Annotated in this window: 21 protein-coding genes and 1 CRISPR repeat array; of the genes, 12 read left to right on the forward strand and 9 right to left on the reverse strand. The window is 41.4% G+C overall.

The features are described 5' to 3' along the window. The first annotated feature begins 93 nt into the window (after positions 1-93). The 3 genes from V7K69_RS18995 (at position 94) to V7K69_RS19005 (ending at position 1778) form a co-directional block, all read left to right on the forward strand. The gene (locus V7K69_RS18995) at positions 94-777 is read left to right on the forward strand and encodes an SDR family oxidoreductase (protein WP_335037099.1); all 684 of its coding nucleotides are present in this window, start codon (positions 94-96) and stop codon (positions 775-777) included. Between the two features lie 131 nt (positions 778-908). Continuing rightward, the gene (locus V7K69_RS19000; RefSeq protein WP_335037057.1) at positions 909-1064 is read left to right on the forward strand and encodes a hypothetical protein; all 156 of its coding nucleotides are present in this window, start codon (positions 909-911) and stop codon (positions 1062-1064) included. 234 nt (positions 1065-1298) lie between these two features. Then, entirely contained in the window at positions 1299-1778 is a 480-nt protein-coding gene (locus tag V7K69_RS19005) for a helix-turn-helix domain-containing protein (RefSeq protein WP_335037059.1), read from the forward strand. A gap of 45 nt (positions 1779-1823) precedes the next feature. Here V7K69_RS19005 and gatA read toward each other — a convergent pair whose 3' ends face one another. After that, the gene (gatA, locus tag V7K69_RS19010) at positions 1824-3284 is read right to left on the reverse strand and encodes an Asp-tRNA(Asn)/Glu-tRNA(Gln) amidotransferase subunit GatA (protein ID WP_335037061.1); all 1461 of its coding nucleotides are present in this window, start codon (positions 3282-3284) and stop codon (positions 1824-1826) included. Positions 3285-3849: 565 nt separating this feature from the next. Between gatA and V7K69_RS19015 the strand changes: the two genes are divergently transcribed. The 3 genes from V7K69_RS19015 (at position 3850) to V7K69_RS19025 (ending at position 7396) form a co-directional block, all read left to right on the forward strand. Further along, positions 3850-3990, forward strand: a complete 141-nt coding sequence (locus tag V7K69_RS19015) for a hypothetical protein (protein ID WP_041565237.1) — start codon at positions 3850-3852, stop codon at positions 3988-3990. A 176-nt stretch (positions 3991-4166) separates the two neighbouring features. Beyond that, positions 4167-7061, forward strand: coding sequence for a glycerol-3-phosphate acyltransferase (locus V7K69_RS19020; RefSeq protein ID WP_335037063.1), 2895 nt, complete (start codon positions 4167-4169; stop codon positions 7059-7061). After that, positions 7058-7396: a cupin domain-containing protein gene (locus V7K69_RS19025; protein WP_335037065.1), complete on the forward strand. Its 339-nt coding sequence runs from the start codon at positions 7058-7060 to the stop codon at positions 7394-7396. Before V7K69_RS19020 ends, V7K69_RS19025 begins: the two co-directional genes overlap by 4 nt. Positions 7397-7418: 22 nt before the next feature. Here V7K69_RS19025 and V7K69_RS19030 read toward each other — a convergent pair whose 3' ends face one another. The 5 genes from V7K69_RS19030 to V7K69_RS19050 all read right to left on the reverse strand — a co-directional run bounded on the left by V7K69_RS19030 (position 7419) and on the right by V7K69_RS19050 (position 12655). Continuing rightward, positions 7419-8009: a Uma2 family endonuclease gene (locus V7K69_RS19030; protein WP_335037067.1), complete on the reverse strand. Its 591-nt coding sequence runs from the start codon at positions 8007-8009 to the stop codon at positions 7419-7421. 106 nt (positions 8010-8115) lie between these two features. Continuing rightward, complete coding sequence (locus tag V7K69_RS19035) at positions 8116-8472, reverse strand: hypothetical protein (protein ID WP_114080690.1); 357 nt, start codon at positions 8470-8472, stop codon at positions 8116-8118. A 503-nt stretch (positions 8473-8975) separates the two neighbouring features. Next, a complete protein-coding gene (locus tag V7K69_RS19040; protein WP_012408049.1) occupies positions 8976-9281 on the reverse strand; it encodes a hypothetical protein in 306 nt (101 codons plus the stop codon). Positions 9282-9551: 270 nt separating this feature from the next. Next, on the reverse strand, positions 9552-11780 hold the full coding sequence (locus tag V7K69_RS19045; protein WP_335037070.1) for a CHASE2 domain-containing protein: 2229 nt from the start codon (positions 11778-11780) through the stop codon (positions 9552-9554). 23 nt (positions 11781-11803) lie between these two features. Then, positions 11804-12655 carry a DUF928 domain-containing protein gene (locus V7K69_RS19050; protein ID WP_335037072.1) on the reverse strand — a complete coding sequence of 284 codons (852 nt, stop codon included), beginning with the start codon at positions 12653-12655 and terminating at the stop codon, positions 11804-11806. A 308-nt stretch (positions 12656-12963) separates the two neighbouring features. Between V7K69_RS19050 and aroA the strand changes: the two genes are divergently transcribed. From aroA to V7K69_RS19070, 4 genes are all read left to right on the forward strand, one after another. Further along, positions 12964-14244: a 3-phosphoshikimate 1-carboxyvinyltransferase gene (gene aroA, locus V7K69_RS19055; protein ID WP_335037074.1), complete on the forward strand. Its 1281-nt coding sequence runs from the start codon at positions 12964-12966 to the stop codon at positions 14242-14244. A 670-nt stretch (positions 14245-14914) separates the two neighbouring features. Then, positions 14915-15466, forward strand: coding sequence for a PEP-CTERM sorting domain-containing protein (locus V7K69_RS19060; RefSeq protein ID WP_335037076.1), 552 nt, complete (start codon positions 14915-14917; stop codon positions 15464-15466). 226 nt (positions 15467-15692) lie between these two features. Beyond that, entirely contained in the window at positions 15693-17282 is a 1590-nt protein-coding gene (locus V7K69_RS19065; protein ID WP_335037078.1) for an alkaline phosphatase D family protein, read from the forward strand. A gap of 127 nt (positions 17283-17409) precedes the next feature. Next, positions 17410-18318: a CRISPR direct-repeat array (repeat unit 37 nt; unit sequence GTTTCAATCCCTAATAGGGATTTTGATAAATTGCAAT). 489 nt (positions 18319-18807) lie between these two features. After that, positions 18808-19638, forward strand: a complete 831-nt coding sequence (locus V7K69_RS19070; protein ID WP_335037101.1) for a dienelactone hydrolase family protein — start codon at positions 18808-18810, stop codon at positions 19636-19638. 157 nt (positions 19639-19795) lie between these two features. Here V7K69_RS19070 and V7K69_RS19075 read toward each other — a convergent pair whose 3' ends face one another. Continuing rightward, complete coding sequence (locus tag V7K69_RS19075) at positions 19796-20695, reverse strand: extracellular catalytic domain type 1 short-chain-length polyhydroxyalkanoate depolymerase (protein ID WP_335037080.1); 900 nt, start codon at positions 20693-20695, stop codon at positions 19796-19798. A 183-nt stretch (positions 20696-20878) separates the two neighbouring features. Beyond that, positions 20879-21121 (reverse strand): hypothetical protein, encoded by a 243-nt coding sequence (locus tag V7K69_RS19080; protein WP_335037082.1) that lies wholly within the window; start codon positions 21119-21121, stop codon positions 20879-20881. A gap of 406 nt (positions 21122-21527) precedes the next feature. On the opposite strand from V7K69_RS19080, the gene V7K69_RS19085 reads away from it, so the two are divergent. Together V7K69_RS19085 and V7K69_RS19090 are read left to right on the forward strand one after the other, a co-directional pair. Continuing rightward, positions 21528-22058 carry an ISAs1 family transposase gene (locus V7K69_RS19085; RefSeq protein WP_335037084.1) on the forward strand — a complete coding sequence of 177 codons (531 nt, stop codon included), beginning with the start codon at positions 21528-21530 and terminating at the stop codon, positions 22056-22058. Positions 22059-22060: 2 nt separating this feature from the next. Beyond that, on the forward strand, positions 22061-22618 hold the full coding sequence (locus V7K69_RS19090; RefSeq protein ID WP_335037086.1) for an ISAs1 family transposase: 558 nt from the start codon (positions 22061-22063) through the stop codon (positions 22616-22618). Positions 22619-22654: 36 nt separating this feature from the next. Here the strand turns inward: V7K69_RS19090 and V7K69_RS19095 are convergent, their stop codons facing one another. Then, a complete protein-coding gene (locus V7K69_RS19095; protein ID WP_335037088.1) occupies positions 22655-23770 on the reverse strand; it encodes an LptF/LptG family permease in 1116 nt (371 codons plus the stop codon). Positions 23771-23796 lie beyond the last annotated feature (26 nt).

Consider the following 23796-nt stretch of genomic DNA (forward strand, 5'->3'; position numbering starts at 1 on the left):
CGATTCATCGGTTCAAACTGCTGAAATACTTACTATGTATACATTTTATCAGTTTTAAGCTCCGGTTTTTTCTGAGTTTGTGAGAAATCCGGGATTGGTGAAGCCACTGCTAAGTTACTCGCTAAAAATGGTGCAAAAGTTGTTTTAGGGGCACGGCGCACCCAAAAGCTAGAAAAGATTATCGAGGAGATCCGTAACCAGGGTTACATAGCGGAATTCAAAGCGGTGGATGTTGCGAATCGTGAGGATATGAAAGCGTTCATTCACTTCGCCAAAGATAAGTTTGGTCGTGTCGATGTCATCTTCAACAATGCAGGCGTGATGCCCCTGTCGCCAATGAATGCCTTGAAAGTCGAGGAGTGGGACAACATGATTAATGTGAATATCCACGGCGTATTGAATGGTATTGCTGCTGGTTTACCAATCATGGAAGCGCAAGGCGGTGGACAGTTTATTAATACTGCATCCATCGCCGCACACATGGTAGGGCCTACCAGCGCGGTTTATTCCGCGACAAAATTTGCTGTTTGGGCCATATCCGATGGATTACGTCAAGAATCGAGAAATATTCGCGTGACAATAATATCCCCTGGCGTGGTTGAGACTGAACTTGGCTCTGATATCACAGACGAAGCAGCAACAGGCTTCTTGAAAGAACTTCGGAAAACCGCACTGACCCCAGATGCGATCGCTAGAGCCGTCTTATACGCCGTATCCCAACCGGATGATGTTGATGTCAATGAAGTGATTGTCCGCCCGACATTAAGCTCATTCTAAGTCTGGGAACGTGAAGGGGAATTGGGCATTGAAAATAGGCAGAGGGGCAGGGGGAAGGGTGCAGAGGAGGGGAATTTTCTCTCTGCTCCGAATGGCACAAAGAAAAGCTGAAACCTCCTTGCTGGAAGGGTGTGGGAGGTGTGGGAGGTGTGGGAGGTGTGGGAGGACGGGGAAGAAGTCTTACCCCCCACACTCAAAAAGCAAGTTATATAACAAGCGTGCCATTCCTCTCTGCTCGCTTTCTTGGAGCGATCGCGGCAATTATCCCAGCCCAGAGTAGCAGTTAGAAAATACTTGTATTATAAATTGCAGCTTATTAACTTTTATGCCCTGTTTTATTTAAATAAAAGTATAAAATAAAACATCTATTACACTATTGACGGCAGTCTTAGCATTTTTCAGTCTAGATTTCAACTCTTCTGAAAAAATTTACGAAAATCAAATATTTAGTAAAAATACGTATGCCATTTTAAGTCTTCTCACTATATGAATAGTAGAATTAGCCCATAGAGGAGAAGACAGTGACACTCTTAAACCAAGCTCAAGTAGAGCAGCTAAAGGAAATAAGCACACATTTACGACAAGTAAGACAAGAAAAAGCCATACGCATAGAAGAAATTGCCGCTCAAACACTAATTAGAGCAGGTGTTTTGCACGCTTTAGAAGAAGAACGATTTGAAGAATTACCTGAGCCTATTTTTCTTCAAGGCTTCATCCGTCGCTATGGAGATGCTTTAGGGCTGGATGGAAATGCTTTATCACATACTCTTATAAGCAATCCTGTAGTCCGTCAAGATTCCAAGAACGATCATAATAATTCTGACAACAAACCAAATACATACATACCTCTTGTCGTTACCTATATTCTGTTGTTAGTAGCTGCGTCTGCTGGTCTTTTACATATACTTAATCCACCAAAAATTGCATCCGAATCTCTGACTCCAGAAATCAATAATCAACAGTCAATAGTCAGCAATCCCAACAAATTGACAGAAAAGTAAAGTAGGTGGTGAGTGAAGAATAAGAATTAATCACCAATGACAAATTCAAGATATTTGTGGTTTACGCAGATGCCAAGTAGTAGCTTGTTCATAAGCGTAAGCTACCTGAAACAATTGGTCTTCTCGCAGTACATTGCCAATTAGCTGTAATCCTATTGGTAAACCTTGGTCATCAAAACCGCATGGCAAACTTAAACTAGGTAAACCAGCAAGATTTACAGGAATAGTCATCAAGTCAGTTAAATACATACTCAAGGGATCAGTAGTTTTTTCCCCTGCTTTAAATGCTGTAGTGGGAGATGTGGGACAAACTAACACATCAACCACCCGAAAAGCCTTTTCAAAGTCTTCCTTAATTAAGGTGCGGACTTTTTGCGCTTTCAGGTAATAAGCATCGTAATAGCCAGCAGAAAGGGCATAAGTGCCGATCATAATCCGGCGTTTGACTTCTGTACCAAAACCAGTGGCACGAGTACGAGTATACATCGATAGTAGATTATCGGCATCAGGAGCGCGGTAGCCATATTTAACGCCATCGTAACGAGCCAAGTTTGCTGACGCTTCCGACGGGGCGATGATGTAGTAGGTGGGTAAGCCATAGCGAAAACGGGGACAGGAAATCATATGAATTTCTGCTCCCAAACTTTGTAAGACATCTACTGCTTTGGTAACAGCTTGTTCCACGACAGAATCTAAACCTTTACCAAAAGTCTCTTGAATGATCCCAATTCTTAGCTGACCTCTGGGTTTTAAATCTGGTTTTAGGCTGGCGGCGTAGTTGGGAATGGCAATTTTGAGGCTGGTAGAGTCTTTGGGATCGTGACCTGCGATCGCACTTAATAATATTGCCGCATCTTCTACTGTGTTTGCAAATGGCCCAATTTGATCCAAAGACGAAGCGTAAGCCACCAAACCATAACGAGAAACCAAACCATAAGTTGGTTTCATCCCCACCACACCGCAGAAAGATGCAGGTTGACGAATTGAACCACCAGTATCAGAACCAAGAGCAACTACACACTCTTGGGATGACACCGCCGCCGCCGAACCCCCCGAAGAACCACCTGGAACTCGTAACAAATCCCAAGGATTAGCCGTGACTTGGTAGGCAGAGTTTTCGGTGGAACTACCCATTGCAAACTCATCTAAGTTGGTTTTGCCTACCATTACCGCCCCAGCATCTGCCAGTTTTTGCGTCGCCGTTGATTCATAAGGCGGCACAAAATTCTCTAAAATTCGGGAGGCGCAAGTAGTGGGTATTCCCTTAGTACATAAATTATCCTTAATCCCAACAGGAATGCCTGCTAGTAGCCCGATTTCTTCTCCGGCAGCAATTTTGGCATCCACAGTACTGGCCTGCTCTAATGCCCGTTCTGCGGTAACACATAAAAAGCTGTGCAATTTTGGCTCTAACGCTTCAATGCGCTTTAAGGCTTCTTGGGTAATTTCAACGGCAGAACGTTCTTTCTTAACCAGCTGTTGGTGCAACTCGCGGATGGATGCCATGATTGCTCTCTTTGTGACTCAAATCATTGATTTTAGTACATATTGACCGAGATTGGGAATTGGGAATGGGGAATTGGGAAGAGGACTTGGGGACAAGGAGAATTGGGGACAAGGGGAAAGACTTGTTTCAAGTTCTCACCCCTTGTCCCGAATGGCACGCTTGTTAATCGCAAAGCCCTGATATAACAAGATTTTGAGTGTGGGGAGTGTGGGAAGTGTGGGGAGTGTGGGGAGAAAGAGGAGAAATTGAATAACTGCATATCAACAAATGCTGCATTGCCTCCCCATCCTCCCATACCTCCCACACCCTTCCAGCAAGGAGGTTTCAGCTTTTCAAGCGTGCCATTCCCCCTTGTCCCCTTGTCCCCTTGTCTCCTGTTCTTTCCTACTCCTCACTATTCATAAATAAGACTGATACCTCTGAAGAAATAAGTAATTGTGGGGTTGGAAAAATGGCGAAGCTTAAACAAAATAATATAAGGAATTTAACATCATCCGTAAATAGAGGGACTACAATCAAAACGGACAAATGTTTCATGCTCCAACAAGAGAGGATTACAAAGCTATGTCCGACTTAAATCGAGGAATTATGAAATTCGAGGGTGCAGATTCCCCAAAAGTAGTCACTATCTCTACCGTGTTGCTTCTGGGATCGATCGCTGCTCTCATCATCTGGGCGCTGCAAGCTGCCTATGCGCTAAACTAAAACCATTAGTAGTCTAGAAGGACACTTGTCTTAAACGGTTTCCGTCTTAGCCAAGTGTCCATTCCATGACTAATAAATAAAAGCGCCCTAATTACCATCAAAAATTTCAGAAAAACTTTAGATTTTAGATTTGAGGTTTTAGATGGAAAATTTAAATCTAAAATCCAAAATCCAGAATGTTTGAACCTTGGGGTGTTTTAGTTATTTTAATTATCTGCCCCCTCTTGGGCGGATTACCCCTGATTGCATGGATAACTTATGCCCTTACGGGTAAGCAATTATCACAAGTTGGTACACGCAACATTAGTGTATCAGCTGCCTTTTATCATGGCGGTAAGTTTGTCGGAATTCTGGCAGTCTTGTCAGAAGCTTTTAAAGGAATTGCGGCAGTTTTCCTCACCCGTCTTTTCTACCCAGAGGGATCGTTTTGGGAATTAATTGCCCTGATCGCTCTGGTAATTGGTAGATATTGGATAGGCAGAGGAGCAGGTACAACAAATGTCGTCTGGGGATTTGTCGTACACGATCCCCTGGTGGCAATATTTGTCTCTTTCTTTGCAGGTATTAGCTTTACAATTCTGCCATCAAAACAGGCAGTCAAATATGGGGTTTTGCTTCTCTTTCCCCTATTTGTAGCAATTTTGCATCTCAGCGATATCCCCAGAATGCTTGCTGCTGTGGCTTTAGCTGGTTTAATGGCCTGGATTTATGCAAACATTCCAGATGATATGAACCTACCAGTTCAAAAGGCACAAACAGAATCGCAAGCGATGTTGGAATTTTTACGGGGCGATAGCGCGATGGTTTCTTTAGATGAAGAGTTGGATGCTGCTATTGTCGGAGAAAAGGCGGCTACATTATCCCAAATTAAGCGCTGGGGCTATCCAGTGCCGAAGGGATGGGTACTAGCGCCAATTGACGATCCGAAAATGTTGACAGAATTTCTCCAGCCATCAGAATTATCCCCCTTGGTGGTGCGTTCCTCTGCCATTGGCGAAGACTCAGAACAAGCTTCTGCGGCTGGACAATATGAAACAGTTTTAAATGTTACTAGCCCAGAGGCATTACAGCAAGCGATCGCTCAAGTTCAAGCTTCTTACAATCATCCATCTGCTGTCCAGTATCGGCGCGATCGCGGCTCAAGTGATACAGCAATGGCTGTGTTGATTCAACAACAAGTCCAAAGTGTATATTCTGGCGTTGCTTTCAGCCGCGATCCCATTACTCAACAAGGTGATGCAATCATCATTGAAGCCCTTCCAGGCAGCCCAACGCAAATCGTTTCGGGAAAATTCACACCAGAACAATATCGCGCTTTTGTCGTTGAAACAGAAAAATCTTCCTCTGTGCAATTAGAGGGTGAAGGACGAGTTCCCCAAGCATTAATCAAGCAAGTTGCATATTTAGCTTACCGACTCGAAAAACGTTATCATGGCACTCCTCAAGATATTGAATGGAGTTACGACGGTCAAACGCTGTGGGTGTTGCAATCTCGACCGATCACCACTTTACTACCAATTTGGACACGCAAAATCGCTGCTGAAGTGATTCCTGGAGTAATTCACCCCTTAACATGGTCAATTAATCGTCCCTTAACTTGTGGAGTTTGGGGAGACTTTTTTACTCTAGTTTTGGGCGATCGCGCTTTGGGCTTAGATTTTAATGAAACAGCAACTCTGCATTATTCCAGAGCCTATTTTAACGCATCCCTCTTAGGAAATATCTTTCTTCGCATGGGATTGCCGCCGGAAAGTCTGGAATTTTTAACTAGAGGAGCTAAATTAAGTAAACCTTCTTTGCAGTCAACCTGGGAGAATTTGCCAGGACTAGGGAGGTTGCTGAAGCGGGAATTAAATTTAGAAAAAGACTTCAAGCAGGATTATCACCAACGGTTTATTCCTGGGTTGTCGCAGTTGGCGCAAGAAAATGTAGAGGATTTGGAACCAGCCAAGTTGCTAATCAGAATTGACTTTATTTTAGAGTTGCTGCGCCACGGGACATATTACAGCATTTTAGCTCCCTTAAGTGCCGCCCTCCGACAGGCGATTTTTCGGGTGAAGGATGGCCAAATTGATAATAGCGTGACTCCAGAGGTGGCGGCATTGCGATCGCTCAGTGCAATAGCTACAGATGCCAAGCAAGTATTGCTTGAGTTTGAACCACAGCAGGTATTTGAGCAGTTAAAGCAAACCCCAGAGGGAGAGAAAATCCTGCAAGAATTTGACGAATTGCTTCAGGATTATGGCTATTTAAGTGAAGTGGGAACTGATATCTCCGTTCCCACTTGGCGGGAAAATCCCCAAATGATTAAGCAGATGTTTGTGCAGTTAATGCAGGGGAACGAACCACAAGCAGGCGCTAAAGATGCGATTAATAGCATCTTTGCTGGTAAACGCAAACGTTCTTTTGTCCAACGGCGTGTAGATATTAAGGGGCGAGTTACCGAAGTTTATTCACGGCTGTTAGCTGAATTGCGTTGGAGTTTTGTTGCTTTAGAGAAGATTTGGTTAAAATCAGGCTTACTACAGAAAGCAGGAGATATCTTTTTTCTCAACTTTGATGAAGTGCAGCGTTTAGTTGTCGGTGACGATTTTAGGTTGATTGAAGAGTTAGATAAGTTAGTGGAATCGAGGCGATCGCAATTCGTTCAAGATAGCGAGTTCATTCAAATACCTCTTTTAGTTTACGGCAATACACCTCCCCACCCCTTAGCTCCTTCTGCACTCTACTCTGACCAAATTTTACAAGGGATTGGAGCCAGCCACGGGCAAGCCGAAGGCAGGATAAAGGTGTTGCGAAATTTACAAGATGTGCCGGAGATTGACAGAGATACAATTCTGGTAGTACCTTACACAGATTCCGGCTGGGCCCCTTTGTTATTAAGGGCTGGAGGATTAATTGCCGAAGTGGGTGGACGGCTTTCTCACGGTGCGATCGTGGCTCGTGAATACGGTATTCCTGCTGTGATGGATGTTCGGGGTGCTACATGGCTTTTGCAAGATGGTCAACGGGTAAGGATTGATGGGTCTAGGGGTATTGTGGAATTATCTAACGATTTAAGACCCGAATGATTACCAATTCTCTGAAAGACTTGCCAGAAGAGTCTGTCTCTCACAATCCCGAAATCAAGAAAAAGGTGATGTTACGCTTCGGCGATTTGCCTCACCTAACTAACTTTTCTCAAGCGCGTTTTGCTCCTGGACAAACCGCGCCAGCACACGCGCATCAAGATATGTGCGAAGTATTCTTTGTGGAAGCCGGTTCAGGAGTAATTCATATTGATGGTACAGAATACCCCCTGCTTCCAGGGAATTGCGTAGCGATAGAAGTGGGAGAAGTACATGAAGTTGTCAATAGTGGCTCAACTGAGCTTGTTTTGACTTACTTTGGTTTGCGTGTGGAATAACTTGCTGTAAATTAGATAAAAATTAAGCAGAAGTAGGGTTAAAAGTTTCGGGAAAGGAGACATCTTCATAAATATCAGTTAGGGAACAAGAAAAATTCAGGCTGGTAAATTGTAATTCTTGATTTACCCTATAGCTATAAAGCTCCCATCTACTTTCTGCATTTCGCCGAAAGCAATCAACACGCTGACGATTTTGACTAATTAAGACATATTCTTGCAATGTTTCTAATTCTTGATAGTCACTAAATTTATCACCTCTGTCTAGAGCTTCGGTGGAAGGTGATATAACTTCAATAATTAAGCTGGGATAACGTTTAAAATATTCAAAATTGGTATCTCGTTGGTCACAAGTCACCATAATATCAGGATAGTAGAAAAGATTCAGAGATTCGATGCGTGCTTTCATGTCAGCAACATAAACACGACACCCAGTTCCACGAATGTGATTTCTCAATAGAGTGACTAAATTAGCAGTAATTGTTACATGAGCATCACTTGCCCCTGCCATTGCATAAATCCGCCCTTGAATATATTCATGTTTAATCGGGCTAGATTTTTCACTTTCCAGGTATTCTTCTGGTGAAAGATAGGGGTGAGATTGGCTAAGAGTCATATAACTAAATTGTTATATTTTTTAACTTCGGGTTGAGAGAATGGCGTATGTGGGTTCCTGAGTTACCCACATACTCGTGGTCTTTCTGCTCTTTTCTTGTAAAGTCCTAATATACCAAGGGTGTCGCGCCACGCATCTGACGTAAAGAATTTATACAAGCAGGACAATCGCAGCCAAACAAGTCGATTGCCACATTGCTTTCTTCGTCATTGAACTCCAACATAGGAGCGTCTTCTTTAGAAAACTCTATTTCACGCTGGTAGTTAGGAATTTGAGCCAATACAGAAGCCCTTGCACATACTAAACCCACTTTATGTTTATTGCGGATACAAGATAAACGGTCTGTGGTTTGAGTTTCTGATTGTGGCTCTATAGCTTGTGCTTGATTCAGCATTACCCCCATAGAGAGAATGGAGCTAATCAGTACAGGAGAAGAAAGCAAACTCAGTAGGAATTTGTTCATTGATTTTCTTAGAAAACAATTGCGATCGCTCAGGTTATCCGATTAAATCTTACAGTGCAAGTAAAGTCTATCAGGAATATCACTAAGATATCAGCACTGCGGAAGTTCATCTGGATATCATCTGCGGTAAATAGTTGCCAGTGAACCATGTGCTTTTTCCGATCTCCGTCTTCTGTTAATCAACGAAAAGCTTTTCAAACATCCTCTTATATCTATATATTTAAAGGGCTTTTCTTAACTACAGCAATTCTAGTACATTTAACAAGTTTCTCAGGTAGGGGAAATTCATAAATTGCCCCTACCTCAACAACCGAAGATTTCCCCTTCAAAAGTTTTTGGTTTTGAAGAGGAAATACCAGTTTAAATGCCTTAATCTATAGGGATTTATCTCAATAATTTTGGGATAAACCCAACAATCTCTCTTTTGATTTGGGGAAAGGCTAAAGGGTAAAGGTAAATTCCAACCTTTTCCCCAAAACCCGAAAAGTATTGAGGCTTATCTGCTAGCTAAAAAAATCTTTGTGAGCAGCAACAAGCATCTGAGCCTGTCTTAAAACGTTTCCGAATAAATAAATAGGAATCTGCCAAGCTGCAACAGTAACTTCTTTAACTATATCTTGTACACTAATTGCTATTAATTCATGCTCTGGCGGCTCTCCTTCAACAACACCAGACCAAGTAAAAGCTAATAAAAAATCATCCTCTCCAGGCAAAGATGCAATTAAGCATTCTTCTGGCGTTGGCTGGCAAATAATCCCATATTCATTTGCAAGTTCTACAAGTTTCTGAAAGTTGTTTATGTTCGTCATTTCTGTTTTGGATGTAATTGAATTTCAGTTTGAGAAAAATCATATTTTTGCCTCCATCACTCAACTTATTTGCTCCATAGCATAAATTAAAAATTACGAATTATTAAGGAGTTATTGGAGTCGGATCGGGCTTAAGTTCAAAATCTTACCGCGATCGCTTGGTTGTATCAGCAACAATTGTTACTGTTTTAAAAAATTCTGAACTACCTACTTTTTCAGTTGACTGTATTTACATACACCTCCCTTCATTACCATTTAAATATTGATGCTCTAACCTGATTCAGGCTGACGGAGTGCATTGAGCATTGCGATCGCTTTTGGTGGAACGGCTGTAAACCGAAGCAGAAAAAGATGCTCATCAACATTAGACTGTTGGATCACCTTGGCATAGATATGTTCTTCTTCTGTAGCCATTTCTGCTTCAATCAATAGCTTGAGTTTGAGATTACTCAATATTTCTAAAGAATCTAACGATCGCAATTGCGCCCCTTTTTCCGAGAGGCTAATCAATGCTCCTAGAAATACTTTACCCACTGCATATTTTCCCTGTAAAATGGTGTATTTTACAGGTACTTCTTGATTGAGAATGATTATTTCTTCATCATCTTGAGGCAAGAATAAATTATATTTACCGCCAATGCCACGAATTTCACAAATTGTCACAGGGTGTCTCATCCCTTTGGGTTCTATTTGTAGTTGCCCAGCAATTTGGAGGTCAATATTGGCATCTTTACAGGTATTTTCAGAAATTAAAATCTGTCCTCCCACTGTATAAGATTCAATTCGAGCAGCCAAATTAACATGACTGCCAATAACTGTATATTGAGCGCGTTTTTGAGAACCAACATTTCCGGCTACGGCTTCTCCTGTATTCATCCCAATTCCCATTTCGAGAATGGGAAAATTCATTTGCCGATTTTGTTCGTTTACTTGCTGCATTGCCAATTGCATAGCAATAGCACAAGCGATCGCTCTTTGAGAATCATCTATGCGGCTAATTGGCGCACCAAATATCACAAAAATGCCATCACCCATAAACTCATTAATCGTGCCTTTATATTGGTTAATCACATCTGTCATTGTTCCCAAATAAAGATTCAAAATCTTTACTACTTCTTCAGGTGGTAATTGTTCGGAAATAGCCGAAAATCCTCTTAAATCAGACACAAGAACCGTAACTTTTCTCCGTTCTCCCCCTAGCTTTAACCCAGAAGGAGTTTCTAGGATATTGGCGACGATTTCATCAGTTAGATAGCGACCGAGGGTTTTTCGCATCTCGGTAGCACTTTGAGCAATATACTGAGTAAGTGCGATCGCAGAACCAGCGAATGCCAGCAATGAAGGGACAACAGGAATCCACCAACCAGCCAAAAACGCCAGAAAACTACCACCAATTAAACCGCCACCTGCTAGCAAAACACTAACAGCCATGAGGATTTTTTGGTTGCTACTGTGGCGTTGTAGCCAACACAAGCTAGCACCAATAATTGACCAAATGAAAATTGATAGCCATTCTAGCGGCTCAGGTAAACACTTAATCAATGGACGACCATCCATTGCCGCACTTAAAATTTGACTAATCAAATTAGCATGAATGGTTACACCCGCCATCCGTTCTGTGTTAGTCAATACATTACTGCTGTAAGGCGTATAGAATAAATCCTTCAAACTCTCAGCAGTAGCACCAATTAACACCACCTTGTCCCGCATTAAGTCTGGTGGAATAGGTTTATCTTGTACTTCGCTCAAAGAAACTTTAGTAAACTGCTGTATCCGTCCTCGGTAGTTCAACAGAACTTGGTAACTTCCCGCATCTGCTCGGACATAACCCCCATCATTAGCTTCAAAAATCGGGAAAATGCCACGATTTAACTGCAAATAATTAGAGTTAGTTGCTGCTGGCTTGGCGATAATACCTTCAGGCTTCAAGTACAACAATGCCAGTTTTAACCCAAAGCTTTCCAGAATCTGATCATTATTTAAATTTACGTATAATAGCGATCGCCGAATTTTGCCATCCCCATCTATGGGTAAATCATTTGACCCAATTTGATCAAGTCGCTTTAGTTCTGGAGACGAGTCAACTGCCGAACTATCAACAGTGTCAGAGACTTTTTGGACTCCAATCAAATTGGGAGTAGATTTAAACACCTTAAGTAAAGCTTCATGACCAGGATTGACGGGTAAATCACGATAAATATCTAAACCAATCGCTCTGGGTTGTTGCTGTTTGATTTTCTCTAACAAACTGGCAAGTTTTCCATCAGACATAGGCCACTGGCCCTGCTTACGGATATCTGCCTCATTAATTTCAACTATGACAATGCGGGTATCAGGCGATTCTTGTGGACGGAGGAGAAAAAATTGATCTAGTGCTGCCAATTCCAACAATTGCAGTAATCCAGTCAACCGTAGTGCAATCACTAGGGCTGTAATATTAGGGACAGCAAGTAAAACACCACGCCATTGCCAGATTTGCGATTTCAGCTTTGCCCACATAAGATTTAGTGCTGAGTGCTGAGTTAGGAGTTAGGAGTAGAGACGTGATTAATCGCGTCTGTAGAAGAGTTGGGAGTTGGGAATTCTGCTTTAGCCCCATGCCCAATGCCCAATGCCCTATGCCCTTCTTTCTTAGATGTGCAACAATCGAGCAATGGTTCTGAAGCGATCGCACTCAAACCTACAGACTTCAAAAATTGTCTCCAATCCAGCCTCGCTTTAAAATTATTCGGCTCAGTTTGGCGTAGCTGCACCAAACTAGTCAGCGCTTCATGCCAAATCCCAGCTTCTGCATAGATGGTGGGTAACTTGTACACATTTGCCTTTGCTAACGCCTCCGACAACGATGACCCTGGTTGAGTGCGTTCTACCCAACCTTCTACAGTCACATTGTCGCTGGAGTCTTCAGTATTACAAACAATTGTTAGATACCAGTGATAAGTTTTGCCTACAGTAAGTCCGGGGGAACTCTCAGGAAGTTTGAAGCTAATAATTCCAGGTTTAGCAGGAAGCTTAAAAGACGTTTCATAAAATACATTCTGGTCTTCAGCTAGCAACACAAACTTAGCTGTTTTAACTTGCAATGGAGGTACATACCAGAAAAATGTTGGATGTTGAGCAAATGTCAGCCCTAATTTATCTGGAGGCATTAAGGGAGTTATTAATTTTTTCCCTATTATGCAAGTGCCGCCACGGGTAGAACCACCAGCACTTGCAGGAGGTTTTCCTCGCTGTGGTGGCTTAAAAGCCTGACTAATTTGCCAAGTTCTGTTGGGATGGTACGACTGAGCATCTACCTGTGCTGTTAAAGCAGAAAGCAAACCTAAAGGTAAGGAAAAGGCTAGAAAATATAGGAATGGTTTAATCAATTTCATATTGATAATGTCTGAGTTCTAAATTATTCAAGAGAATAAATTAAGTATTCCCAAAAGCAAGATCAAATTTTTCACTCAACTACAAACTATTGGGCATGGGGCATTGGGCATTGGTTATTCTCCCTCACTCCCCATACTCTCCACACTCCCCATACTCCCCACACTCCCCACACTCAAAAAGCAAGTTATATCAGGGCTTTGCGATTAACTTAGTGCCATTCCCCCCTACCTCTTCCCGCCCCTCCCCCTTTTGGTCACAATATGGGAATATATAAAGTTGTAGCTAACCGCCTACGTAGAGGTTTAACGTGGATACCATTGCAATTCCTGCTCTAAATCGGCCAGTGGATGCCACGGTAGAAATTCCTGGTTCTAAAAGTCTTACCAATCGGGCGTTGCTTGTGGCTGCTTTAGCACAAGGTGACTCCATTTTAGAAAATGCCTTATTTAGTGAAGACAGCGAGTATTTTGTCAAATGCGTAGAGCAATTAGGTATTCCCATTACGTTAAATCCTAATTTGGCTCAGATTCAGGTTGCAGGAAGAGGAGGTGATATCCCAGCTAAACAGGCAGATTTATTTGTGGGTTTGGCAGGTACAGCAGCACGGTTTATCTCGGCGTTGGTGGCACTGGGTAACGGTGAATATCGTCTAGATGGCGTTCCCCGAATGCGAGAACGGCCTATGGGTGATATGCTGACAGTGCTGCAAACGGGTGGAGCAACCGTTAACTTTGAGGGAAGCTCCGGCTTTATGCCCTACACCATCTATAGCCAAGGATTCGCTGGCGGAAATTTTCGGTTAAAAGCTAACCAAACAAGTCAGCAACTTTCGGCATTGCTGATGATTGCGCCTTATGCTCAACAGGATACGAGCATTGAGGTTGAGGGGACATTAGTTTCTCAATCTTACGTCAAAATGACCTGTCGTCTGATGGCAGATTTTGGTGTTGAAGTGAATCAAATCGGCGATAATCAATTTCAGATCAAAGCGGGTCAACGTTACCAAGCTCAAAATTATACAGTAGAACCCGATGCGTCAAATGCTTCTTACTTTTTTGCCGCCGCCGCCGTCACAGGGGGACGGGTGCGCGTCAAACATTTGACGAAACAATCGTGTCAGGGTGATATTCTCTGGCTAGATGTTTTAGAACAGATGGGTTGCGAAGTTAAAGCTTCGGATGATTACACTGAAGTGACAGGGCCGAAGCAATTGCAAGGCATCGACATTGATATGAATGATATCTCGGATTTAGTGCAAACATTAGGTGCGATCGCGCCTTTTGCTAGTTCACCGATTACCATTCGTAACGTGGAACATATTCGATATAAGGAAACTGACCGAATTAAAGCTGTTGTCACAGAGTTGCGTCGGCTAGGAATTAAGGTTGAAGAATTCCCAGATAGACTAAAAATTGAGCCTGGCCCCATTACACCGGCGGAGATTGAAACCTATCACGATCATCGAATGGCGATGGCTTTTGCTGTCACTGGCTTGAAGGTTCCAGGAATTGTAATTAAAGATCCTGGCTGTACAGCGAAAACCTTTCCAGATTACTTTACTCGATTCTTCAAAATGTTAGAAGAATAATTGAGTAGTAAGCTAACGCGCCTACATATTGCAATATTTTCCGTGTAGACCGTCATTAGTCATTAGTCATTTGTGTTTACCAAAGACAAAGGACAACCTCACCAGTTGATGTGCAATCTTATTTGCGTAACAGCTTGTTCTGTAGCGACTGTCTTCATTTCGTGTTTGATTTTAGCTGTGGGTTATGACTCATAACAAGTAGTCTGTAGTGGGGACTGATGTCCCCAAAGCTAGGATTTTAGTCCTAAATACGAACGAAGATTTTTATTTGAAAAGGTTTTTGGTGAATCCAATAATCTTTATAGGACTTAGGAACTTCCAAGAAATAAATTATCCAAAACGAACCACAGAGACGCAGAGAACACAGAGGAAGAAATAGAGAGTATTTTTGCGTCAATTTTGGGATATTTTTTTATTTGGAAGTTCATTACATAAAACTACAGGATGTAGACGCAAAAGGTCTTCCCGCAGAGTAGGAGAAGCCCCATATATTGCAAACTTAAATTTTATCTTATTTTACCTCTAATTAAAGTCTGCTTAAACTCGCAATTTTAATATAAGGTGCATCCAAGTAATTGGAGGCTTATTTCTCTTTGTTAAAAAGGGAAAAATTATTTATTTCTATCACTGTTCTAATCAGTGATATCAGTTTATTGTGAGAAAAATTGAAATGAAATTAGTTTCAAAGTTAGTTCTTGCTACTGCTACCCTGACTTTAGGTTTTGCAACTGTAGATGTAAAATCTGTATCTGCTGCGATTATTAATTACGCTTTCACAGTTGATAGTCCTATAAATAAAGGAAATGGCTTTTTTAGCTTTGACGACTCAACTCTGAGTAATGACTATACTCCTGAAGCTACTATTAAGTCACTCTCTTTTCAATTTGATGGTGATTCTACCATTTACACAGAACAAGATGATACGAATTACCCAGACTTTCCTGTTGCATTTCAAACCACATCTTTAACAGGACAAACATCTTTTGCATTAGATTATCTGTTCAATGATAAATCTAATCCTGCCAGTTCTATCAGTTACGAAATCATCGGTGAAGATTTTACAATTTTCTCTAGAACTTCTCCAGATGCTGAACCCATATCAGGTAAAGTTTCCTATACACAAGTACCTGAACCTACACCTTTATTTGGCGCTCTCTTTGCTTGTAGCTTTGGCTTGATGATGAAGAGAAAAGTAGCATTGATGAAAAAGGTTAAAATCTAACTTTCATTAAGTTGATATTAATGCTTCCTTTGCCAAAAATTAATCTATTATTAGTAGGCTTTTCTGTAGGAACATAACATCTAACACATTGACACTAAGAGAAACATTGGGAATTAAAACCTGATTTTGGTAAGGGGATTAATTATGAAATTTGCCTACGGTTACCCTGCCTTCTTTGTGTTAGCTGTTGCTGTGCTTTAACTTACCTGTTACTCAGGAGTAGAGAATGGTAGATTACCGGAATTTTGAGCAGTTCTTGCATAGTCGAATGAAACGACGCAACTTAATTATCGGTGCAGGAGCATTGTCTGGTTTAGCGATCGCTAATCAATTTTCTCATCAAACAGCGATCGCCAAAAGCAGATTTTCTAATTATCCTTTTACCTTGGGTGTAGCGTCGGGCGAACCTTATCCTACCAGTGTAGTGATTTGGACTCGTCTCGCTCCTGAACCCTTAGAGGGAGGTGGAATGCCACCTGTGAATGTGCCAATTCGCTGGGAAGTAGCAACTGATCCTGATATGAGACGCATTGTCTCTAGAGGTACGGTACTTGCAACCCCACAACTAGCTCACTCAGTGCGAGTTGTGGTAGAAGGATTGCAATCTGATACTTGGTACTGGTATCGGTTCCTTGTCGGTCAAGATGCTAGCCCTATTGGCCGCACTCGGACAGCACCTTTAGCAAATAGCTATTTGAGTAAATTTAACTTTGGTCTAGTCTCCTGCCAAAACTATCAGCAAGGATTCTATACCGCCTACAAATATCTAGCACAGGAAGACCTCGATTTAGTAGTGCATGTTGGCGATTACATCTATGAAGGGGGAATCTCAAGCACTACTCCCAGAAAGCACAATAGTACAGAAATTCTCACCTTAGAAGATTACCGCAACCGTCACGCCCTTTATAAAACCGATACCAATCTGCAAGCAGCCCATGCAGCATTTCCTTGGATTGTTACCTGGGATGACCACGAAGTAGAAAATAACTACGCCAACAATATTTCAGAAATTGATACTGAACCAGATCAGGATCGGGCTATTTTCCTCCAACGGCGGGCTATTGCTTATCAGGTTTACTACGAACACATGCCACTGCGTCCGTTACAACGTCCTGTTGGCCCCGATATGCAACTTTACCGTCGGCTTTCCTTTGGTAATTTAGCTACCTTCCATGTTCTCGATACCCGCCAATATCGCACCGATCAGCCTTGTGGTGATGGTACTAAAGAACGTTGCCCAGAGAATTTAGATCCGAATGCAACCATTACCGGTCAGGCGCAGGAGCAGTGGTTATTCGATGGTCTAAATAGCTCACGGTCGAAGTGGAATGTTTTGGCACAGCAGGTTCCCATTGCTCAACGAGACATGAAACCAGGGCCGGGCGGAACTTACAGCATGGATAAATGGGATGGTTATGTGGCTTCGCGCGATCGCCTCATGGCTTTCCTTGGACAGCGCCAGCCCTCTAATCCAGTATCCTTAGCAGGCGATGTACATTCCCACTGGGCGATGAATCTCAAAGCTAACTTTGATAATCCACAATCCGCGACAGTTGGCAGTGAATTCGTCTGTTCTTCAATTAGCTCCGGTGGAGATGGATCAGACACCACCCCCGCAGTTGAAGCTTACTTACCCGATAACCCACATATTAAGTTCTTCAATAATCAAAGGGGTTATGTTCGCTGTTCTCTGACTCCTACCAACTGGAAGTCAGACTATTTGGTTATGTCAAATGTCACAACCCCATTTGGCACGATTAGTAAGCGGGCTTCATTTGTGGTTGAAGATGGTCGTCCCGAAATACAACAAATCTAATGGTTTAATTCCCAGGTATTGACACCACATAATCACAGATGGAGACGGATAAATTATCAGTGTTCATCTGTGTTTTCATTTTCATAAAATTGATTGCAAGTCGATGCTTTCTAGCATCCACTCAATCGTTTCAATCCCTAATAGGGATTTTGATAAATTGCAATTCATCTGGGTCAATTGCCAGAGAGCCAGCAGGCTTTTGAAGTTTCAATCCCTAATAGGGATTTTGATAAATTGCAATATCAAAGTTTGGTATAGGTCAGGTGCTTTTGAAGAGTTTCAATCCCTAATAGGGATTTTGATAAATTGCAATATTATTACTACTGGTGTTTTTGGTACTGGTGAGTTTCAATCCCTAATAGGGATTTTGATAAATTGCAATTTGATGGTTTACCAATTGATGAATTATTTGAAGTCAAGTTTCAATCCCTAATAGGGATTTTGATAAATTGCAATCCTATGGGCGCAGATACAGTACTTTGTGTTTACTAGTTTCAATCCCTAATAGGGATTTTGATAAATTGCAATTTTATTTTTTCTGCTGTGGCTAATGATTGAGTGCCGTTTCAATCCCTAATAGGGATTTTGATAAATTGCAATAAGAAAGTATCACGAATTTTCTCAGCCGCTAACAGTGGTTTCAATCCCTAATAGGGATTTTGATAAATTGCAATTTCTATCGATTCTTAATTAATAATTGAATAACTATAAGTTTCAATCCCTAATAGGGATTTTGATAAATTGCAATCCAGGAATTGTACCCCAACCTGGGTTAGCTTCATTGTTTCAATCCCTAATAGGGATTTTGATAAATTGCAATCTGCTGATTTACTATAAAAAGTACTATTAGCTAAAGTTTCAATCCCTAATAGGGATTTTGATAAATTGCAATGCAAATCAGGAGGAGGGTCAGTTGGAGTAGGAGTAGGTTTCAATCCCTAATAGGGATTTTGATAAATTGCAATCAAGGTTGTTAACAGTTACATTCGAGCTTTCATTGTTTCAATCCCTAATAGGGATTTTGATAAATTGCAATAGCGGGAGCCTGAAACCCAAGCTGTATTTAGTTTTCAAGGTACAGTTGCGCGATTCAAGAGCAATCATAGCATTACAGAATTTGTTTGGAAAGAGCGCCAGGAAAATTTAAAGACTGAAATCGTCTTTTGGTAAGCATTTCAGAGATTGCGCGGATTAGAATTAGGTGAGTAATGGGTTGAAAGCCTTACTGTATTGGGAATAGAAGCACTTTTTTCGGACTGTAGAATTTGTACACCTACCCTTCCGCGCATTTGAGATAGGGGAACCTAGCCAGAAGGTAACTCAGTACAGAAAATTGCTTATTCCGTGGCTTTTGTTTGCCAATACAGGCGGCTTTTTTCTGACAAGAGCCACACAGAAAAAACATTGGGACAGCAAACGAATCTAAAATATTACGGTAAACTGATTCATAAATTGTAATATTTGTTGTCGTACTACTGTACTGATAACCAACAAAAAAGTTTCCGCCAATTTTAAGGTAGAGATGATGAAAGAAATAACACGCCGCAAATTTATCGCAACAAGCACCTTGGCGACGGGTTTTGCCTTGGCAGTGCAACCCATTTCTGCTCAAGTCACCGCTACCGATGCTAAGGGGTTGGTAGCTGGTGCAGTGAAAATTCCCGTCAAAGATGGCGAAATTCCTGCTTACAGAGCAGCACCCGCCACTGGTGAAAATTTCCCCACTGTTTTGGTAATTCAAGAAATCTTTGGTGTACACGAGCATATTCAAGATGTTACTCGTCGTTTTGCTCAGTTAGGATACTTGGCGATCGCACCAGAATTATTCTTCCGTCAAGGCGATGTCACTAAGTTAAGCAGTATAGACGAGATTCGCCCAATTGTTGCCAAAGTACCAGATTCTCAAGTGTTATCCGATCTTGATGCCACGGTAAAATGGGCTGTGAAATCAGCTAAAGGCAATGCCAATAAATTGGCGATTACAGGTTTTTGCTGGGGTGGGCGCATTACCTGGTTGTATGCGGCACATAATCCCAAGGTGAAGGCAGGTGTTGCATGGTATGGGCGACTTGTGGGCGATGCTACCGAACTTCAGCCCAAGTATCCAATTGATATTGCATCAAAACTGACAGTCCCCATTCTCGGACTTTACGGAGGCAAAGATACTGGTATCCCCCTTGATACAGTAGAAAAGATGCGCGATCGCTTAAAGTCTAGCAGCAGCAAATCTGAAATCATCGTCTACCCCGATGCACCGCACGCTTTTTTTGCCGATTATCGCCCCTCTTACCGCGAGAAAGATGCTAAGGACGGTTGGAAACGTCTTTTGGCATGGTTTAAGCAAAATGGTGTTTAAAGGTATCGGTTTACCAAAAAGGGGAAAAGGGGAAAGGGTAAGGGGGAAAGGAAAGGATAAAGAACTTTTCCCTACAAGAGACTTCTTGGCATTTGTGGGGGAAGGGGTAAAGGGGAAAGGGGAAAGGAATAAAATTTCCCCTTTTCCTTTATTCCCCTTACCCTTTCCCCCTTTCCCTTTCTTCATGAACTGTGACTTTGAAAAAGTTCCAAATTGTTTCACTGGCGTTCAACCCCAGCTTTGCATTGAATTTGTTTAGACTTTTGTCAGTTGAGGAACCACCAGGCCAGAAATGTCCACCGTTTACTACCGCTAGCTGCCAGACTGCTGAGTTGCCACTACAACCTGTGTAGATAGCGGTTTTCACCTTATCTTCAGAAAAGTCAGGAGATTTATTTGATGAAGTACATTGATCATGCGATCGCCAAAAATCTACCATATCTGAAATAGAAAGCAATGCTCCTCGTTGAGTGCGATCGTCACCTTCATAAAGTACATCGTGATCGTTTGTACCGTTGATCGTTAACATTGATATGGAAGTTCGAGGCTGGCAATTAGATTTGAGTCTAACTGGGAGCGAACCAGCTACTGATGCAAAACCAGAAATTTTATCAGGTAACTTACAAGCCAGTGCTTGAGTAAGTATGGCACCTCTAGAAAAACCGATAGCATAAATTTTATGGCTATTAGTATTGATTTGCTGCTGAAGATGATTAATCAAAGCATTGACAAACGAAACATCATCCACTCTTCCTTGAGCGTTACCTCTAAGGCTCCATTTTTGGTCAATTCCATCTGGATAAACAACAATAAATCCTTTTTTATCTGCTAATTCATTGAAACGAGTCACATTACTGATAGACTTACCATTCCCATCATCTCCATGAAACACTAAAACTAACGGCATTGGACGGTCTGGATTATAAGATTTTGGAGTGTACAAATAATAAGTACGTAACTTTCCTGGATCATATAGTTCTCCATAATTATCACCAGTCAAGATTTTTGCTTTAGTTATATTTTTTTCTTCAGCTTGAATGGAATTGCAGGCTGTCAATAAAGTAATTCCAAGTAGAACTATGAAAAGTTTTTTTAAAATCTGAGAATTTTGATAAATATTCATGTTAATTAAATTGATTTATGCTCGATAATTTTATTTTTTTGTAAGTCTTCTTTAGAACAAAATTTTTACCTAATAGAGGCTAACAACCCTACTTGGGTTGTTAGCCCTATTTAGATATTAAACTCTTACATTTACATAACGAGCAGGAACTCTAACCTTAACCCACCGATTACCGCGTCGTACTGTTTCCCAATGTGCAGGAATCAGCTTTCGTTGAAATCGGGCAACAACAGGTTTATGTACAATAGCAACTCTATGAACATTGGGTTTGACAAGGATTTCTGCTGCTGATGCCTGCGATGGCAAGGAGGAAATTGCCAATGGGAGAGCAAGTAATGTACCTAATAAAATACGTTTCATATTCAAATTTCCATCGATTTACTTGAGATTTTTACAGCATTTATCAATAATTTATGAATAAATATTCTAACTTATTAGGTTTCCAGTAAGTTTCGTTTATTACACGAATTAATTGATTTGCTGTATTACTGTTAGTTTAAAATACTAAATAATAATACACAGTGGAATAAAGTAATAGTTTAAGCATGACTTTATTCACATTTTGGATTTTAGATAAAACAATTTTGCCATTGCTGTCACTAAAGATTTTATCAACTATAGCTGTTCTTAGTTGAATAGGTACTTAGAGGATGTTTTAAAAGTAATTGGCTGTGCTTTTAAGTACTTCTAGATCCCCCCTAACCCCCCCAGGGCTGATTCATCCCCTAAAACCTGTAAAATAGCAAGTGTTTAGGGGATAAAAATTATGGGTGCGAATCTAATCGAACAGTTAAAGCAAGTGGAAGACTTTAGGACAAAAGATGGTCGAAGACATCCACTTTGGTTGGTTTTATTGTTTGTAATAATGGGCACTATGAATGGATATGTGGGATATCGTGGGTGGGGAGATTTTGTCAAAAGGCATAGTCGGGTATTAATAAAGAAATTTGGTATCCAAAAACATGGAGTTCCATCTTATTCAACTATCCGGCGTGTAGTGATGGGAGTAGAGTTTGATAAGCTGGCGGAAAAATTCAATGATTGGGCTAAAAGTTATGTTGAAATAGAAGAATCAGAATGGTGTGCTCTAGATGGGAAAAGTATTAAGGGGACGGTGAAAAACTACAATTCATCTCAGCAAAATTTTGTGAGCATAGTATTAGTATTTGCTTGTAAAAGAGGGCTGGTCGTCGGGATGGAAAAATTTGAAAACCATGATAAAAGCAAAATCCAGGTTGTACAAGATTTAATTACAGCAATGGATCTACAAGGTGTGGTCTTCAGCTTTGATTCCTGACATTGCCAAAAAAAACTTGTGAGATGATTATAGAAAGTTGTAACGATTACGTCATTGCAGTTAAAAATAATCAGCCAAAACTACATAGCCATATTCAACGCATTGCTGCTCTGAGAAAACCAACAAGTCGTATAGTTGAGACAGAAAAAACTAGAGATAGATTGACAACACGCATCGTAGAAGTCTTCCATGAGAACAAGGGAATTGATCCAAAATGGATCGGGATAAACTCTTTAATTAGAGTGGAAAGAGTTGGAACAAGAAAAGGCAAAAAATATCACGAAATTGTCTGTTATATTAGCAGTTTGCTCGGTACAGCAAAGGAATTTGCCATCGGTATTCGCGGTCATTGGGGTATCGAAAATCGCCTCCACTGGGTGAAAGATGTTGTTTTCAAAGAAGATAGTTCCACAATCCGTATGGGCAATGCTCCGGCAAATCTTTCCATTACCAGAGCAATCGCACTTAACATCATTCGCCGCAATAGTTATGCTTCTATAACAATTGCTCACAGATTTCTATCTCATGATATTGACAAACTCCTTGCCCTTGTGAAATGAATCAGCCCTGCCTGCTCCCTGCCTCCCCATTTCTCCTCAACGTTTGGCAACTCGTATCAAGAGGAATAGACCTATTCCCAAGAAAAGAAAATTGGGCAACCAAGCCCCCATAAAGGGAGATAGGGCACCTGCTTGCGCGATCGCACCACTAATAAAGAAAATTAAGTAGTACGAAAAAATAACTACAACGCTAATCCCAAAGCTGGTACCTCTTCCAGTCCTCTGGGGTATGCTTCCCATCGCTGCACCTACCAAGCCAAAAACGACACATACAAAGGGTAAGGAGATTTTTTGTTGAATCCGCACCTCGAGTTTACGAATTTTTTGGCGATCGCCACCAAGATATTCCACTTGTAGTTGATCTAGTGCTTCAGCAATATTCATCTCACCATAGTCTCGGCTTTTTTCTGCCAAACTTAATGGCGTGCGTGGTAGTTGCAGTTGTTGGTGTTCAAATCTGACGATGTTGCGGTATGAGCGATCGGCTGCAACAAAATAGATCGTACCGTTGTAAAAATCCCAAATATTTTGAGAAGGATTCCACTGGGCAGATTCTGATACTACAATTTGATTCAGATTTTTGGTGGAACGGTCTATAATCGTCAAACCTGTCATCCGCTTACCATCAAATTGGTCGGCGTAAAATAAGCGTGTCAATATCCTATTTTTAGAGCCATCCGGTTGTGTAACATCCTGGTATTCAGGATAGAAAATATTTTGCTGTTTAAAAGTTGGCTTGTCTGATTTTAGGGCTTTATTCAAAGTCATCGCCGCTTGGTAATTTGCTGCTGGTGCAATTTGTTCGTTGAATACAAATGTCATTCCTGTGACTACAAGACTCAACATTACAGCAGTTAGCACTATGCGATAGACGCTCACTCCACAACCACGCAGGGCAATTAGTTCGCTCTCGCTAGAAAGACGACTGTAGGTCATCAAAGTAGCTAATAGCGTAGACATGGGAAAAGCTAAAACGATAAAGTTAGGAAACTTTAGCAAAAAAACCTGAATGGCAATGTCTATGGGTAGCCCAGATTCTACGATTTTTCTGACTAGATCAAATACAGCATCAATAGTGACACCAAGTGATGAAAAAGCTCCGACACCAAAGAAAAACGGCGCTATCAATTCGCTGGTAAGGTAACGATCCATGATCGTAAAAGGTAGCAGCGAACCGA

It is taken from the genome of Nostoc sp., from assembly GCF_036917775.1.
Classification (GTDB): Bacteria; Cyanobacteriota; Cyanobacteriia; order Cyanobacteriales; family Nostocaceae; genus Nostoc.

Excerpts from the sequence above, each read along its gene's own strand:
- gatA (WP_335037061.1), bottom strand. The coding sequence starts at position 3,284 with ATGGCATCCATCCGCGAGTTGCACCAACAGCTGGTTAAGAAAGAACGT.
- V7K69_RS19015 (WP_041565237.1), top strand. The coding sequence starts at position 3,850 with ATGTCCGACTTAAATCGAGGAATTATGAAATTCGAGGGTGCAGATTCC.
- V7K69_RS19020 (WP_335037063.1), top strand. The coding sequence starts at position 4,167 with ATGTTTGAACCTTGGGGTGTTTTAGTTATTTTAATTATCTGCCCCCTC.
- V7K69_RS19025 (WP_335037065.1), top strand. The coding sequence starts at position 7,058 with ATGATTACCAATTCTCTGAAAGACTTGCCAGAAGAGTCTGTCTCTCAC.
- V7K69_RS19030 (WP_335037067.1), bottom strand. The coding sequence starts at position 8,009 with ATGACTCTTAGCCAATCTCACCCCTATCTTTCACCAGAAGAATACCTG.
- V7K69_RS19035 (WP_114080690.1), bottom strand. The coding sequence starts at position 8,472 with ATGAACAAATTCCTACTGAGTTTGCTTTCTTCTCCTGTACTGATTAGC.
- V7K69_RS19040 (WP_012408049.1), bottom strand. The coding sequence starts at position 9,281 with ATGACGAACATAAACAACTTTCAGAAACTTGTAGAACTTGCAAATGAA.
- V7K69_RS19045 (WP_335037070.1), bottom strand. The coding sequence starts at position 11,780 with ATGTGGGCAAAGCTGAAATCGCAAATCTGGCAATGGCGTGGTGTTTTA.
- V7K69_RS19050 (WP_335037072.1), bottom strand. The coding sequence starts at position 12,655 with ATGAAATTGATTAAACCATTCCTATATTTTCTAGCCTTTTCCTTACCT.
- V7K69_RS19060 (WP_335037076.1), top strand. The coding sequence starts at position 14,915 with ATGAAATTAGTTTCAAAGTTAGTTCTTGCTACTGCTACCCTGACTTTA.
- V7K69_RS19065 (WP_335037078.1), top strand. The coding sequence starts at position 15,693 with ATGGTAGATTACCGGAATTTTGAGCAGTTCTTGCATAGTCGAATGAAA.
- V7K69_RS19070 (WP_335037101.1), top strand. The coding sequence starts at position 18,808 with ATGAAAGAAATAACACGCCGCAAATTTATCGCAACAAGCACCTTGGCG.
- V7K69_RS19080 (WP_335037082.1), bottom strand. The coding sequence starts at position 21,121 with ATGAAACGTATTTTATTAGGTACATTACTTGCTCTCCCATTGGCAATT.
- V7K69_RS19085 (WP_335037084.1), top strand. The coding sequence starts at position 21,528 with ATGGGTGCGAATCTAATCGAACAGTTAAAGCAAGTGGAAGACTTTAGG.
- V7K69_RS19095 (WP_335037088.1), bottom strand. The coding sequence starts at position 23,770 with ATGGATCGTTACCTTACCAGCGAATTGATAGCGCCGTTTTTCTTTGGT.